Annotated in this window: 9 protein-coding genes; 2 read left to right on the top strand and 7 right to left on the bottom strand. The window is 65.3% G+C overall.

Going from position 1 to position 16,035, the window contains the following annotated elements:
• Positions 1-185 precede the first annotated feature (185 nt).
• Positions 186-3,488: a carboxyl transferase domain-containing protein gene (locus JQ604_RS41230; RefSeq protein ID WP_212366502.1), complete on the bottom strand. Its 3,303-nt coding sequence runs from the start codon at positions 3,486-3,488 to the stop codon at positions 186-188.
• A gap of 155 nt (positions 3,489-3,643) precedes the next feature.
• Positions 3,644-5,080, bottom strand: a complete 1,437-nt coding sequence (locus JQ604_RS41225; protein ID WP_212366501.1) for an amidohydrolase family protein — start codon at positions 5,078-5,080, stop codon at positions 3,644-3,646.
• Between the two features lie 159 nt (positions 5,081-5,239).
• Between JQ604_RS41225 and JQ604_RS41220 the strand changes: the two genes are divergently transcribed.
• Both JQ604_RS41220 and JQ604_RS41215 read left to right on the top strand, forming a co-directional pair.
• Positions 5,240-6,475 (top strand): amidohydrolase family protein, encoded by a 1,236-nt coding sequence (locus JQ604_RS41220; protein WP_212366500.1) that lies wholly within the window; start codon positions 5,240-5,242, stop codon positions 6,473-6,475.
• A 245-nt stretch (positions 6,476-6,720) separates the two neighbouring features.
• Positions 6,721-7,935, top strand: a complete 1,215-nt coding sequence (locus JQ604_RS41215) for a mandelate racemase/muconate lactonizing enzyme family protein (protein WP_212366499.1) — start codon at positions 6,721-6,723, stop codon at positions 7,933-7,935.
• 192 nt (positions 7,936-8,127) lie between these two features.
• Here the strand turns inward: JQ604_RS41215 and JQ604_RS41210 are convergent, their stop codons facing one another.
• The 5 genes from JQ604_RS41210 to JQ604_RS41190 form a co-directional block, all read right to left on the bottom strand.
• Complete coding sequence (locus tag JQ604_RS41210) at positions 8,128-9,330, bottom strand: ABC transporter substrate-binding protein (protein ID WP_249159438.1); 1,203 nt, start codon at positions 9,328-9,330, stop codon at positions 8,128-8,130.
• A 308-nt stretch (positions 9,331-9,638) separates the two neighbouring features.
• Positions 9,639-11,678: a hydantoinase/oxoprolinase family protein gene (locus JQ604_RS41205; RefSeq protein WP_212366497.1), complete on the bottom strand. Its 2,040-nt coding sequence runs from the start codon at positions 11,676-11,678 to the stop codon at positions 9,639-9,641.
• Between the two features lie 7 nt (positions 11,679-11,685).
• Positions 11,686-13,338, bottom strand: coding sequence for a hydantoinase B/oxoprolinase family protein (locus JQ604_RS41200; protein ID WP_212366496.1), 1,653 nt, complete (start codon positions 13,336-13,338; stop codon positions 11,686-11,688).
• A gap of 7 nt (positions 13,339-13,345) precedes the next feature.
• Entirely contained in the window at positions 13,346-14,602 is a 1,257-nt protein-coding gene (locus JQ604_RS41195; RefSeq protein WP_212366495.1) for an MFS transporter, read from the bottom strand.
• Positions 14,603-14,887: 285 nt separating this feature from the next.
• Positions 14,888-15,733, bottom strand: a complete 846-nt coding sequence (locus tag JQ604_RS41190; protein WP_212366503.1) for a CmcJ/NvfI family oxidoreductase — start codon at positions 15,731-15,733, stop codon at positions 14,888-14,890.
• Positions 15,734-16,035 lie beyond the last annotated feature (302 nt).

Raw genomic sequence — 16,035 nt, 5'->3', positions numbered from 1 at the left:
CTTGTAAGTCCGCCCCATGGCAACACCTCCAGTCGGAAGTGTTGCACTTCGTTTGTGAACTCAGGGGACCCATTACCACCCGGTTTTGTCGTGAACGGGATCGCGGCCCCAGCATCGCGCAATAATTCCCATTTGGGGCAATGGGTCCTGGCTTTCGCCAGGACGACGCCGAGTGTGTTGCACGATCACCACGTATCAACACAGGGCCGCTTGCGGCCCGCGCGGGGCTCCGCTTTCGGCACCGAACGCAGGCCCGCCATGATCCAGTGCCGCGTGTCGGCGGGATCGATCACCTCGTCGATCTCCAGCACGGATGCGATGGAGACCGCCTTGCCGTTGGCGTAGAGCTCGGCGACCTTGGTCTGGAAATATTTCTCGCGCTCGACCGGATCCTCGATCGCTTCCATCTCCCTGCGGAAGCCGAGGCGGACGTAACCCTCGAGGCCCATGCCGCCGAATTCGCCGGTCGGCCAGGCCACCGTGAAGAACGAAGCGTGGAAGCCGCCGCCGATCATCGACTGCGCGCCGAGGCCATAGCCCTTGCGCAGCACGATGCCGAACAGCGGAACCGTGATGCTGGCGCCGGTGACGAACATCCGCGCGACGTGGCGCACGATCGCGGTCTTCTCGGCTTCCGGGCCGACCATGAAGCCCGGCGTATCGCAGAGAGACAGAAGCGGGATATCGAAGGCATCGCACAGCTGCATGAAGCGCGCGGCCTTGTCGCCGGCCGCAGCGTCGATCGCGCCGCCGAGATGCCTTGGATTGTTGGCGATCAGGCCGAACGGTTTGCCCTCGATGCGGATGAAGGCGGTGATCATGCCGACGCCGAAATCACGGCGGATCTCCAGCACCGAGCCTTCGTCGGCGAGCAGATCAATAACGTTCCTGATGTCATAGACCCGCAGACGATTTTCGGGGATCGCGCGGCGCAGCAGCCGTTGATCCGGCGCGGTCCAGTTTGCGACCGCGCCCTGGAAATAGGACAGGTATTTTTGCGCGGCCGCCGTCGCCTCGGCTTCGTCCTCCACGAGAATGTCGACCACGCCATTCGGCGACTGGAACGAGACCGGCCCGACCTCAGCCGGATGATAGACACCGAGCCCGCCGCCCTCGATCATCGCGGGGCCGCCCATGCCGATCGAGGCGTTCTTCGTGGCGATGATGACGTCGCAGCAGCCGAGCATTGCCGCGTTGCCGGCAAAGCAATAGCCGGAGACGATCCCGACGACCGGCACCAGCCCTGAGAGCTTTGCGAACTGCACGAAGGACGGTCCGTCAAGACCCGTCAACCCGAGCCGGTCGGTATCGCCGGGACGGCCGCCGCCGCCTTCGGCATAGAACACCAGCGGAAGACGCCACTGCTCGGTCAGCGTGAGCATGCGGTCGATCTTCTTGTGATTCATATGCCCCTGCGTGCCCGCGAGCACGGTGTAGTCATAGGAGATCACCATGCAGCGCGCGCCCTCAGGCCCGAAATCATCAGCGTTGATGGTGGCAACGCCGGTGATCAGGCCGTCGGCCGGCGTGTTCTTGATCAGGTCCTCGATCTTGCGGCGGCGGCGTTGGGCTGCGATCGCCAGCGATCCGTATTCGACGAACGAGCCGTCATCGACGAGATCAGCGACATTCTCGCGCGCGGTGCGCTGGTTGGTCTTGCGGCGGCGCTCGACCGAGGCCGGACGGTTCTCGTCGAGCGTGATCGCCTTGCGCGCGACAAGCTCGGCCAAATCAGGGCGGATGTGGTCGAGATCAACAGCCGTCTCCTCTGCCGCCTCGTGGCCATCGACATCAGCCGGCTCCAGGAACAGGATCGGCTCGCCATGCATCAGCGTGACGCCCGCGCCGCCCGCGATCCTGGTGACGCGGCCGCCATGCGGGGCGTTCACGAGATGCTCCATCTTCATCGATTCCAGCACCGCGATCTGCTGGCCTGGACGGACCAGATCGCCCTCCGCGACATCGATCGCGACGATCGTGCCCTGCAGCGGCGCAGGGACCGCGACCGAGCCTTCCGGCGCGGCTTCGGTCGCAACCGACTTTATCGCGGTAACCGCGCTCACCTCGACCAGCGGCTCGGCGTGCTGCTTCGCGGCTCCGACCAGCGCCGCGACATGGGTGTCGATGAAGCCCGTCGAGATGTGGTTGCGGAGGAATTCGCGATGCGCCAGCACCGCGGCGAGGAACGGGATGTTGGTGGCAACGCCGCCGATACGGAAGTCGCGCAAGGTTCGCGCGCCCTTGTGCACGATGTCGGCCCATTTCGGGCTCGACGAATGCACGATGACTTTTGCCAGCAGCGAGTCGAAGGCCGCGCTGGTGCGGTAGCCGGAATAGCCAAACGTGTCGATGCGGACGCCGGGCCCTGACGGCAGATCGAACACGGAGAGCGTGCCGCCGGTCGGCTTTGTCACGCCCTTCTCGTCCATGGTCTCCATGTTGACGCGCAGTTGCATCGCAAAGCCGCGCGGCGACGGGATCGCGGCCTGTGCCAGTCCGAGCGAAGCCAGCGTGCCGCCGCCGGCGACGGCGAGTTGCGCGCGCACCAGATCGACGCCGAGCACTTCTTCCGTGACGGTGTGCTCGACCTGCAGCCGCGGATTGGCCTCGATGAAGGCGAAGGCACCCTCGCCGTCTCCGGCCTCGTCATCGACCAGGAATTCGAAGGTGCCGAGATTGTCATAGCGCGCCGCAGTCGCGAGCTGCTTGGCGGCCTCGATGATGCGTGCGCGCAGCCCTTCGCTCAGCGAGGGGCTCGGCGCGACCTCGATGAGTTTCTGGTTGCGGCGCTGGATGGTGCATTCACGCTCCCAGAGATGGCTGATCGCACCATGCCTGTCGCCGATGATCTGCACCTCGATGTGGCGGGCCTTCCGGATCAGCCGCTCGACATAGACGGCGTCGTTGCCGAACGCAGCCTTGGCCTCCGACTGGCAGCGCGCATAGGCGTCAGCGAGTTTTGCCGCATCGTCGACCACGCGCATGCCGCGACCGCCGCCACCGGCAATCGCCTTGATCATGACGGCGCCGCCGGGCCCGAGCGACGCGAAGAACGCCTTGGTCTCCTCGAGGCTGGTGGCACCGCTGGTGCCGGCAATGATCGGGACCCTGCATTGCTTCGCCAGCGCCTTGGCCTTTGCCTTGTCGCCGAACAGGTCGAGCGCCTCCGACGACGGACCGACGAAGACGATCTTCTCTTCCGCGCAGCGGCGGGCGAGACCGGCGTTCTCACTGAGGAAGCCGTAGCCCGGATGCAGCGCATCGCAGCCGGCCGCCCTGGCTGCCGCGATCACAGCCTCGATGTCGAGATAGGCACGCGCGCCGTGGCCGGGAATTTCATGCGAGCTATCTGCAGCGCGGACATGCAGCGACGCCGCGTCGTCCGCCGGATAGATCGCGACGGCGGCAATGCCGCCGTCGGCGGCGGCGCGTGCAATGCGGATGGCGATCTCGCCGCGGTTGGCAATCAACAGCTTCTTGAAAGGCATCTCTCTTCCCGTTGAAACTCTTGTTCACCTCTCCCCGCAAGCGGGGCGAGGTGACTTCTAACGATCCTTCTTGGTCGGATCGCACACGATACGCAAGGCTCCTCTGCAAGCGAAATTTCTCCCGCTTGATGGAATTCATGAGGACTTGATTGGGGTTAGCCGCAGGTGAGCTGCGTTTCGAACCAACCCTGCAGCGAGGCCGAGACCGGCGGCCATGCCCGCAGGAAATGCCCGTACTTGCCTGCACTCGCGCGAAATTGGCCGCGGAGCTCCTGCTCGATCGCGGACACGTCAACGCCCCGGCACTGACCCTGGCTCGCGATCGTATGTCCGTCGACCACGACCTCCTGGATCAGCGACGCATTGCCGCGCGCAAACAGCAAATCGATGGGGTCGACCGGCATGATCTGATCGCGATCGAGGCGATCGAGATCGATGCTGACGAAATCGGCTGGCGCGCCTGGTGCAAGCTCACCAGTGCCGGGCGCACCGGTGGCGCGGCGACCGTTGCGGATCGCCAGCGCGAAAAACTCCTGCGGCGTCCAGCTGCGCTTGAAGCCGAGCCCGCCATGCATCATCTGCACCAGCCGCATCTCGCGCAGCACATCGTCATCCTCGTCGAGCGCGAGGCCGTCGACCCCGACGGCAATGGCGCAGCCGCAGGCGTGCGCGGCGGCGATCGGCGCAAGCCCCGAGCGCAGATGCATGTTGGAGGAGAAATTGGTGACGATGCGCGCACCTGAGGCCGCGATCATGTCGATCTCGTCCGGGCGGGCATGGATGCAATGGGCGAGCGTCAGCCGCTCGGAGAGGAAGCCGATGTCGCGGAGGTAGCGCACGATCCCATCAGGAAAATGTCGGTCGGCCCAGGCTCGCTGGTAGATGGTCTCCAGCAGATGCATGTGGATGCGACGGCCGGTCTGCGCGGAGTTTTCCGCAACCGCCTCGAGCAACGGCTTCGAGCACCATTGCACGCCGGCCGGTCCGAGCTGCACATCGATCTTCGGGCCAGCGATCGCAGCCGCAATCGCGTCGGTCAGCTCGATATAGGCTTTTGGCGACATCGGCGCACGGACGAACAGCTCCTCAATCGTCTCGCGGTCTTCGCGCGATAGCGTCGACAACACCGGCTCGGCATCGCCATAGACGATCGGATTCTGGTCGCGCACCGCAATGGCGAAGGCGATGCGGAGGCCGACATCGGCCGCGGCGCGGCCGATCGCCTTGGCCTCATCGAGCAACGGCATGGTGCCGCTCGGGCGGGTGTAGTGCACCATCATCGCGGCGCAGCCAGCTTGCGCGGCGCGGGCGAAAGCGGATGCCGCGGTCAGATAGGGATCGACGGGGGTGCCGACCGCTGTACGGAGGATCCAGCTTTCCAGGGGCATGCCGAGCGCGCCGAACGAGGACGCACGCGGCCGCGCGTGGTCATGGGCGTTGACGAAGGCTGGAATGATCAGGGAGCGTGGGCCGGACGCGGGCGCGGCGTCGTCGGAGATGCCGGTAATGACACCGCCGTCATGGCGGAGCACGACATTGTCGCGGCTGCTGCGGTCAGAACCGGAGAACAGGCAGGTTGCGGCAACGTCCATTGTCTCGGCATCTCCCGTTTGCCTGGAATACTACTGTCTGCCGTTCGCGTGGCGTGCATGTTTTTTTGACCGGGCTGATGACGGAATTGCACATAATCCGGGCTGCCGACCCTGCGCGCTTGCGCTAGGGTCGCATCGCCCTGGAGTCGTTATCCCGTCATGCCCCCGCCATCCGCTCTCGATCTCGTGTTCCGCAACGCCGTGCTGCGCTCATCGGCTACACCCGTGGATATCGGCGTCGCCGGCGGGCGGATCGCTGCGATCGCGCCACGGCTGGTTTGCGAGGCCGTCGAGGTCGATCTCGGCGGCAGGCTTGCTCTGCCCGGCTTCGTCGACAGCCACATCCATCTCGACAAGGCCTGCCTGCTCGGCCGCTGCGGGCATGATCACGCAAGCCTCGGCGATGCGATCCGCGCGGTGTCGGCGCTGAAGCGCGATTTCACGGTCGAGGACGTCTACGCCCGCGGCGCCAAGGTGATCGAGCGCGCGATCGTCGCCGGCACGACACGGATGCGCACCCATGTGGAGATCGATCCGCGGGTCGGCTTGCGCGGCTTCGAGGCGGTGAAGGCGCTGAAGCGCGACTATGCCTGGGCGCTTGATCTGTCGCTCTGCGTGTTTCCGCAGGAGGGCCTGACCAACGATCCCGGCGCCGAGGAATTGCTGATCGCAGCACTGCGCGACGGCGGCGAGGTGATCGGCGGCTGTTCCTATGCCGACACCGATCCGACCACGCATCTGCAGAAGATATTCGATCTTGCGCAGGAATTCGATGTCGACGTCGATTTGCATCTCGATTTCGATCTCGATCCCTCCTGGTGGCACTTGGAGGAGGTCTGCCGGCAGACCGAACAGCGCAACTATCAGGGCCGCGTCGCCATCGGCCATGCGACCAAGCTCTCGGCATTGCCGCCGGAGCGGCTGCAGGCCGCGACCGAACGGCTCGCCAAGTCCGGCGTCGCCGTCACGGTGCTGCCCGCGACCGACCTCTACCTGATGGGCCGCGACGCCACCCACAACGTGCCGCGCGGCCTGACGGCGGCGCACCGCCTGGTCAAGGACGGCGTGCTCTGTTCGGTCGCGACCAACAATGTGCAAAACCCGTTCACGCCGTTTGGCGATGCTTCGCTGCTGCGGATGGCGAACCTCTATGCCAACGCGGCGCATGCCGGGATCGACGAGTTCGGCACTTGCCTCGATCTCGTCACCGATCTGCCGGCCCGGCTGATGAACCTCAGGGATTACGGCATCGCGGTCGGCCATCCCGCCGATATTGTCGTGCTCGACACCGACAGCGGCACCGGCGCGATCGCCGAATTGCCCGACGTGCTGATGGGCTACAAGCACGGGCGAAAGGTATTCGAGCGGCAGCGGGCGACAGTGTTCAGGCCGTAGGTCTACCTGTCGCTGTCGGTGGCTGCATCCTTCGAGACGCGGCCAAGTGGCCGCTCCTCAGGATGAGGGTAAATACTTGCCGCGCGGTGAGTCTCAGACCCTCATGGTGAGGAGCGCGGCAACGCCGCGCGTCTCGAACCACGAGGCCTGCACTGCCAGCCAATCTGCCCTGCTCTCACGCGATTGACGCCCTGCCCGATCCGTTGTTGTTATCGGCCAAACAACAAAAGACCGGGCAGGAGACCATGAGCAAAGCCACATCAGTCAGATCAGTCGAAACGCTCGCTTGCGACGCCGGTTGGCGGAACTATCACTTCGTCAAGATCACCACCGAGGACGGGCTGGTCGGCTGGAGCGAGTTCGACGAGGGGTTTGGCGCGCCGGGCGTCTCCACTGCGATCGAGCGGCTCGGCGCGCGGGTGGTCGGCAAGAACGCGTTTGGGCACGAGCGGATCTATGCCGAACTGTTCGCCGCAACCCGGCCGGCTGCCGGCGGCGTGGTGGCGCTGGCGCTCGGCGCCATCGAGAACGCGCTGCTCGATGTGAAGGCCAAGGCGCTCGGGGTGCCCTGCTACGATCTGCTCGGCGGCAAGATTCGCGACCGCGTCCGCGTCTACTGGTCGCACTGCGCGACCTGGCGCATCAATCATCCCGACTATTACAAGCCCGCCATCACCGATCTCGACGGCGTCAAGGCGATCGGTAACGAGGTGCGCGAGAAGAAATTCTCGGCGATGAAGACCAACATCTTCGTCTACACCGACGGCAAGCCGATGGGCTGGCGACCCGGCTTCGGCGCACCGTTCAAGCCCGAGATCAATGTCGACCGCACCGTGCTGCGCAATCTCTGCATGCATCTCGAGGCGATCCGTGACGGTGCGGGGCCGGATGTCGACCTGCTGCTCGACCTCAATTTCAACGCCAAGACCGAAGGCTATTTGAAGATCCTGCGCGCCATCGCGGAGATGGACATGTTCTGGGTCGAGATCGATAGCTTCAATCCGCAGGCGCTGGGCTACATCCGCCGCCAGAGCCCGCATCCGATCTCATCCTGCGAGACGCTGCTGGGCCTGCGCGAATTCATGCCCTATTTCACCGAGCAGGCGATGGACGTCGCGATCATCGACACGCCCTGGAACGGCGTCTGGCAGTCGATGAAGATCGCGGGTGTCGCCGAGCATCTCGAGGTCAACGTCGCCCCGCATAATTTCTACGGCCACCTCTGCACCATGATGAACGCCCACTTCTGCGCGGCAGTGCCGAATTTGCGGATCATGGAGACGGATATCGATCGGCTCGCATGGGACCACGAGCTGTTCACCCATGTGCCCGACTATGTCGACGGCCATCTTGTGATCCCGGATCGCCCGGGCTGGGGCACCGAGCCGAACGAGGAAGGCTTGCGCGCGCATCCGCCAAAGAACAAGGGCGGGCTGTTGAATTATGGGCTGAAGAAGTAGGCGCTGCTGCGAAGCATTGAAAGTCACCTCGCCCCGCTTGCGGGGAGAGGTCGGCGCGTAGCGCCGGGTGAGGGGGAGCTTCCGCGAACTCCACTCTCACCGTTCTCGCGGAGGGTCCCCCTCACCCGAAACGCATCTAACGATGCGTTTCGGCCTCTCCCCGCAAGCGGGGCGAGGCGAAGCCCCTGCCCCTCACTTATCCTCCCCCACAGTCGCAAACGCGCTTTCGATCACGTCGCCGATCGGCTGCCAGGCGGTGCCGTCGAATTGCACTAGCCGCATCTGCTCGATCGGGCGGAAGTCGCGCGGGCCGGTGTTGATGGCGATGCCCGGCAGCATGATTGCGTTCTTGTAGTTCTTCAGCGACTGCGCCTGCCGCATGATGTTCTCACGCGACAGGTCGTCGCCGCACTGGGTCAGCACCTGAACCAGGGTCTCGGCGGCGGCGTAGCCGAAGATGGCGTAGCTGTCGTCCCTGTCGCCGTCGGGATAATATTTGTCCATGAAGGTGAGCCAGTCCCTGATGGCCGGGTCGTCCTTCCAGGTGGCATCGTCGGCATCCTTCAGGAACGAGGTCGAGATCACGCCGACGGCGTTCTGCAGTCCGGCCGGCCGCAGTGCGTTCGCGATTGAGGCCGCTGCATTGACCAGCACCACCGCCGGATACCAGCCGAGTTCGGCCGCGCGGCGGATGGCGCGCGCCGAGATCGGCGGCGCGCAGTTCAGCACCAGCACCTCGGCGCCGGAATTCTTGAGGATGTCGACCTGGCTGTCGATCGACATGTCCGCCTCAATCGCGATGTCGGCAACGATCTTGTTGGCGGTGACGCCAAGTCCCTCCTGCAATCCCCGGAACAGATCGCGGCCGAACTGGTCGTTCTGCCAGAGCACGGCGATCTTGCGGTCCGCATAGGAGGCCTGGATGTAATTGGCGTAGATGCGCCCTTCCGCGCGGAACGTCGGCTGCCAGCCCATCGTCCACGGAAACTGTCTTGGGTGCGCCCACTCCTCGTCGCCGGACGCGACGAAGAGCTGCGGGATCTGCCGCTCGTTGAGATAGGTCCGCGTCGCCAGATTGCTCGGCGAGCCGAACGATCCGAACATCACATGCACGCGCTCCTGCTCAACCAGCGCGCGGGTGTGCTCGACCGCCGTTTGCGGGTTTGAGCTGTCGTCACGGGAGATGAATTTGATCTTGCGCCCGTTGATACCGCCGCGCTCGTTGATCATGTCGAAATAGGCGCCCTCGGCCCGTCCGATCGACGCGAACGCGGCCAGCGGTCCCGTATAGGGCATGATGTTGCCGATGCGGATTTCGGTATCGGTCACGCCGGCGGACAGCGCGGGCTGTCCGCCAAGAGCCGACACGAACAACGAAGCGACGATCAGGGACATCGAACGCGCGATTTGTTTTTGTGTTTGCATCAACATCGCCACAAACGCCGGCACCGCTGCCAGCGCCCTCCCGAGCGATCCGACTTTACCGCCCAAGCGAGCGCCGGAAAAATGAAATGTTGATGGCAAAACCGGGGGGCGCTTCACCTCGCCCCGCTTGCGGGGAGAGGTCGAAATTCGCGCTAGCGAATTTCGGGTGAGGGGGAGCCTCCGCGAACTCAATTGTCACCATTTGCGCGGTGAAAGCCCCTCACCCCAACCCTCTCCCCGTAAGAACGGGGCGAGGGGGCGCAGTTCCCGCTCGGTAATCAGCGCAATGTTATATCCAGCCAACCGAGCGCATTGACCGAGACGCGATCGCCGGTATCGACCAGCACCGTCGTGGTCTCGGCCTCGATGATCGCGGGACCGCTCAGCGATTGCCCCGGCTTGAGATCATCGAGCGCATAGACCGGCACCTCGCGCCAGGCGCCGAACCAGGCCTGCCGCCTGCCGCGCGGCGTGCAGGTCGCCGTCGACGACACGGCCGCGACATCGGCCCCAGTCGGCGCGACCTTGCCGACAGCGGCGACGCGGGCGTTGACGAACACGACCTCCTGGCCGGGTGAGGCGTAGGTGTACAGCTCCTCGTGGCGGCGGTGGAAGCGCTCCTCGATCTGCGCCACCAGATCCGCGGCGCCGAGATCGAGATCACTCAGGGGCACGTCGATCTCGAACACCTGCTCGCCATAGCGCATCTCGGCGGAACGCTCGATCGCGATATCGCCCTTGAACCAGGAACGCAGCCGGCCGGCGGCCTGCTCTTCCAATGCGGCGAAGAGCTCGCGGACTTCGCCTGCGGAAATCTTGCTCGCACCGTAACGCGTGCGGCTGACCTCGTAGCGGAGATCGCTGGTCAGCATGCCCCAGGCCGACAGCACGGAGGCGACCGTCGGCACGATGATGCGCTTGATCTCGAGCTCGCGCGCGACTTCGGCCGCGTGCATGCCGGCCGCGCCGCCGAAGCTGAGCAGCGCGAATTTGCGGGGATCGACGCCACGGCGCAGGGTCATCAGGCGAATGCCGTCGGCCATCTTCAGATTGATCATCTTGTAGATGCCGGCCGCCGCCTCCAGCCGCGACAGTTCCAGCGCAGCGGCGATGCGATCGACGGCGGCTTCCGATGCGGCGCGGTCAAGCGGCCGTGCGCCGCCCATGAAGGCGCTCGCATCGAGATAGCCGAGCACGACATTGGCGTCGGTGACGGTGGCGGCCGTGCCGCCATTGCCGTAGCACGCCGGCCCCGGCACCGAGCCGGCGCTCTCCGGCCCGACCCGCAAGGTGCGGCTGCCGTCGACACCAGCAATCGAGCCGCCGCCGGCCGCGATGCTCGCGATATCGAGGCTGCGCAGCGCGATGCGCTGTCCCGCGAGCATTCCGTCCGCGGAGAGCGAGGCCTGCCCGTCAGCAATCAACGAGATATCGGTCGAGGTGCCGCCCATGTCGAACGGCACCAGGTCGGGAATGCCAAGCAGGTCCGCGCAGCGCCGGCTGCCGGAAATGCCGCCGGCCGGACCTGACAGCACCGTGCCCGCAGCGAGCCGCGAGGCCTCCTCCACCGGCGCCATGCCGCCATGGGAGAGCACGACGAATAGCGATCCCGCAAAGCCGGCCTCATGCAGGCGCTGCTCGAGATTGGTGAGATAGCGCCGCACGATCGGCGCGACATAGGCGTTCACGATCGTGGTCGAGACGCGCTCATATTCCTTGATCTGCGGCAGCACGTCGCTGGAGCGCGAGACGCTGACGTCGGGCAATTCCCTGGCGAGATGCTCGACGGCCGCGAGTTCGTGGGCAGGATTGAGATAGGCGTGCAGGAAGCAGATCGCGACGGAGGTCGCGCCTGACGATTTCACCACGGAGATCGCATCGCCAAGCGACGCCGCATCGAGCGGGACCAGCGCGCTGCCATCGGCCTTCATGCGCTCGTGCACGGCGAGGCGTCGGTCGCGCGGCACCAGCGGCTCCGGCGGCGGCGTGCGCAGGTCGTAGCGATCCGGCTTCAGGCCTTCGCGCATCTCGACGACGTCGCGATGGCCCTGTGTAGTCAGCAGCGCGACTCTTGCGCCCTTGCGCTCCAAGAGTGCGTTGGTGGCGACGGTGGTGCCGTGCACGAGGCGATCGGTCTCGGCCAGCATTGCCGCACGGGTCACGCCGAGGCGCTTCGCCAGTTCGTCGAGTCCTGCCATGACGCCGATCGACTGATCCGATGGTGTCGACGGCGATTTCGCAAACACAGTGCGCCCGGTTTTATCCGTGGCAACGAGGTCGGTGTAGGTGCCGCCGACGTCGACTCCGATCGTGAACATGTTTGGCTTACACCGTTTTCGAAACCAGGCCCTGGGCTGCATCGCGCGCCCGCGCATCTGCCGAACGCTTCTCCGGCGGTCCCCAGCCGCCGCCACCGGAGGAGCGGAATTCGAGGCAATCGCCGGGGTGAAGATCGATGCCGGTTTCCTTGGTTTTCAACACGCGCGGCTCGCGTCCTTCCGAGAGCAGGCGATAAAGATGCGGCTTGCCGTCCTCGCCGCCGAGCATGCCGCACGGACCGTGCCGCGCGCCGTCGCCGGCGGTGTTGCCCTTCGCGGGCTTTTCAATTTCCAGCACCATGTCGAGCGCGACGCCGAGGCCGCCGCGATGCTGGCCGTCGCCGCCGGAATCGGGACGGAATTCATGCTGGCGGAAATGCAGGGGGAAGCGCACCTCGGCGACCTCGATGCTGCCGAACTTCAGACCACCCACCGAGTGCCACTCGCCGATCGACGAGTAGCCGTCGCCGCCCGGCGACGCACCGCCGCCCGGACGCGCCTGGAACATGTGCCAGATGAAGCCGCGGCCGTTGCGCGGATCCTCGCCCTGGATCGCGATCCGGAATCTGCGGCCCCAGCCGCCCATCACGCGATCCGGACAGGACGCCGACATCGCCTTGATGATGGCCTCGACAATCTCGTTGGAGGGATGGCTCGTGCACAACGTCACCGGGCGGCCGGGATCGGCCCAGACGATGGTGCCCTGCTTCGCCACCACTTTCAGCGGCCGCAGCGCGCCGGTGTTCTTGGGAATGTCGGCGTCGATCAGATAGGCAAAGGCCATCGCGACGGCGGCCTGCATGTTGGCATGCGAGGAGTTCACAAAACTGGTCGACTGCGGATCGGATCCGGTGAGATCGACCTCAATGTCGCTGCCGCTCTTGGTCACCTTGGCTGCGATCTTGATGTCGGTGCGGCCGTGGCCGTCGTCATCAAGCAGCGCCTCGCCGTGGAACACGCCGTCCTTCCAGGTCGACACCACGGCGCGGGTCTGCTGCTCGGTGGCGTCGAGAATGGCTTCGATCGCGGCCTCGACCGTGGCAGCGCCGAATTCGCTGAACAGTTTTGCCACCCTCCGCTCGCCGAGATGTGCGGCGCCCAGCATCGCCGCGAGGTCGCCGCGGAAATCACGCGGGTTGCGCACGTTCAGCGCCAGCAGGTCGAGCAGATCCTCGCGCAGCTTGCCGGCTTCATAGAGTTTGATGGGCGGAATGCGGATGCCTTCCTGAAAGATCTCGGTGGCGGCGGGATTGTAGGCGCCATGGGTGGCGCCGCCGATGTCGCTCTGATGTGCGCGCACGATGGTCCAGAGCAGCCGCTTGCCGTCGGCGAACACGGGCACGAAGGCGGTGACATCGGGCAGATGGCTGCCGCCGTAATAGGGATCGTTGAGCAGGATCACGTCGCCGGGCGCGACGTCGTGAAAGCGTTCCTCGACGGCGAGCGTCGCCCAGGGCAGCGCGCCGACATGGACGGGAATGTGGTCGGCCTGCGCGATCAGCCGCGCACGCGTGTCGCAGATCGCGAGCGAGAAATCGCGGCTGGAATTGAGGATCTGTGAATAGGAGGTGCGAAGCATGGCTTCGCCCATTTCCTTCACGATCGAAGACAGGCGGTGCTGGACGACGGAACGGGTGATGGGATCGATGGCGGTGGGCATATCGGGTTTATTCTAGCGTCGGCTTCGGCGACGTATAGAGCAAAAACAACAGCGTGCCGATCAGCGTTGCCGCAGCCATGAACAGCAGCACAGCAGGCAAACCCGCCAGCGCCGCCACCGCGCCGGTGGTCGATTGCATCAGGGCCGTGCCGAGAAAGAAGGCGAGATTGACCGCAGCCAGCGCCTTGCCCGCGGTCTGCGCATCGACCAGTTGCCGGGACATGCCGAACAGCAGCGGCTGCGCCGAGGTTGCCAATCCGATGAGCACGAACAGCACCAGATCAAACTGCGGCGGCATGACGCTGACGCCGAGCAGCGTTGCAACCGGGTAATGCGGCGCGCCGAGCGCCATCAACGCGAGGAGGAACGCCGCTGCCATGTGGCAGCCGGCGACCACGGCGCGGCGGCGGCCAACCTTGCGATCGATCATGCCGATGCAGAGGGGACCCACGATCATCGCGAGCGTGAAGGCGCCGAGCTGGTTGCCGGCCTCGACCCGCGACAGGCCCTTGACCTCCATCAGCCACGGCCCGCCCCACAGGCCCCGCAGCACCAGCGAGGTCGCAAGCGACACCATCGCCAGCGCAATCAGGCCGCGCAACGGCCGCGACAGGCCGAGCCGCAGCACCGCGATCATCTGCGACAGCGGCGAGGAATCATCCTTGTGCTCGGCCGGCTGGTTCGGCACCAGCACGAACACCGCTGTTGCCACCAAGATACCGGCGGCGGCCGAGATCCAGAACCCGGCGCGCCAGCCATGGTGATCAATCACGAAGGCGAGCGGGCTCGACGACAGCAGCATGCCGATATTGCCGATCGAGAGGATCGCGCCCGACCACAGGCCGAATCTCGCCGCCGACAATTGCTTTGCGGCGAGCGTCATCGGGCACATCAGCATGCCCGAGGTGGCGATGCCGAGCAGGAGTTGCCCGAAGGCAAAGCTCGCCGGTCCGGTCGCAAAGCCCGAGGCGGTCGCGCCAACCACGGTGCCGGCGAGCAGGCTGAGCGACACCGGACGCACGCCAAAGCGATCCATCGCGGCGCCGACCGGGATCTGCGCGGCGGCAAAAGCGAAGTGATAGACCGACGTCAGGCTCGCCAGCGCCTGCGGCTCGATGCGGAAGTCGGCCGCCATCAAATCGAGGCTGACCGCCGGGATGGTGCGCAGCAGGGTCGAGAGCATGTGGCCGCACGCCAGCGCCACCAGTGCAAAGATCAGCGCGCTCGTGCCCTCTCCCGCCTCATCCCTGGCCACGCCGCCCATAAGAGTTTCATCCCCGATGATTTGGGGCGGCGTTACACCATCGGGACGCCCGTGCCAACCTCGGCACGAGCAGGGCAGCTCACCTCTCCCCGCCCTTCAGCGGGGAGAGGTCGAAATTCGCGCAGCGAATTTCGGGTGAGGGGCAAGGCACGAGAGCGCCGCAGCGACATCCTGTCCGAGTCGTCGAATGACGAACGCCATCGACGATCGTTGCGCGGAGAGAGCCCCTCACCCCAACCCTCTCCCCGTGAAGAACGGGGAGAGGGAGCGCAGTGTGCCCGCGCGTCAGCTCTTATGGAACACCAGCGTGCGCAGCTCGATGCTTTCACGCAGCGCGGCATCAGTGGGCGTGGTGGGGTCGACGAAGGCCGTATGCGGCCCAAAACGCGTGCGGCCGTCGGTCGCCGAATCGTAGCACTTGAGCAGGATCGCCTCATCCGGCGTCATCTCGGGGATGTAGAACCAGCGATGGTTCGGATTGTATTTCACCGAGTAGGTCTCGCCACGGCGGTTCGGATAGATCAGGTCGGAGGCAACAAGATCGTCCGGCGAAACCGTGGTGCCATCGGCCATCGCCAGCGGGGAATCGCGCAGAGGACCGCGGATCGGGCGCCACAGATTGATCACCTGCACGCGTCCCTTGACCAGTTCATCGGCCTCCTCGGGCAGATGTTCATAGACGCGGTTGCGGCCGGAAACGTCGGTCTGGTCGACATGCACGCGCGTCGCAGGCTGGCGTGGCCCGGCGCCACGGATGTCGGCGGCGCCATCGACGCGCTTGCGCACGGTGTGATCGAAGATCACGACACGATCGGCCTTCAGCGTCGCCTTCAGGAAGGCTTCCACCGCGGGGTAGTACACTTTCCGCACTTCGTTGTCGTCGTAGAAATTGCGAACGATGGTCGGATGCCTGACCAGCGCAAAGCCTTCGCGGTCGAGCGAGAAACTGTCCGCAATCAGGCGGCCGTCGAAGATCGGCACGTTGTGAGGTTCAGGAAGCGAGGTCGACTTGGGTTCGCCTGGTGGCGGATCGAACGCGTAGGTGCGCGGCTTGCCCGGCGTCGGCGCGAGGTAGTTCAGCTCAGCAGTAACGAACGGCAGCGACTCGATGCGAGTTTGTTGAAGGCCCATGGTGATCTCCCGGACTCGGTTGTTCGTTCTGTTGGATTTTGGGGCCGCGGGCAGTTCCGCAAGGGGATGCGTGAAATAGCAACGTTGTCGTTCCTGAATGCGGGAAGTGAGGAAAATCCTTGCCGGACGCGCACCGCGGAGCGAATGGATGTTTTGGCGGATCACGGATTCGTTAGCTGCGGCGATTTTTGCCGTGCCCGCTCCACACCCGTCGTCCTGGCGAAAGCCAGGAGGTGGATTCACATTCGAAGTGCAACACTTGAGCAGCAAAGACCTCTGCCGGGGTCTTGAAGTCAAGGCAT

It is taken from the genome of Bradyrhizobium jicamae (genome assembly GCF_018130695.1).
In the GTDB taxonomy this organism is placed as follows: Bacteria; Pseudomonadota; Alphaproteobacteria; order Rhizobiales; family Xanthobacteraceae; genus Bradyrhizobium; species Bradyrhizobium jicamae_B.
This window is presented reverse-complemented; position numbering and strand designations above follow the sequence as displayed.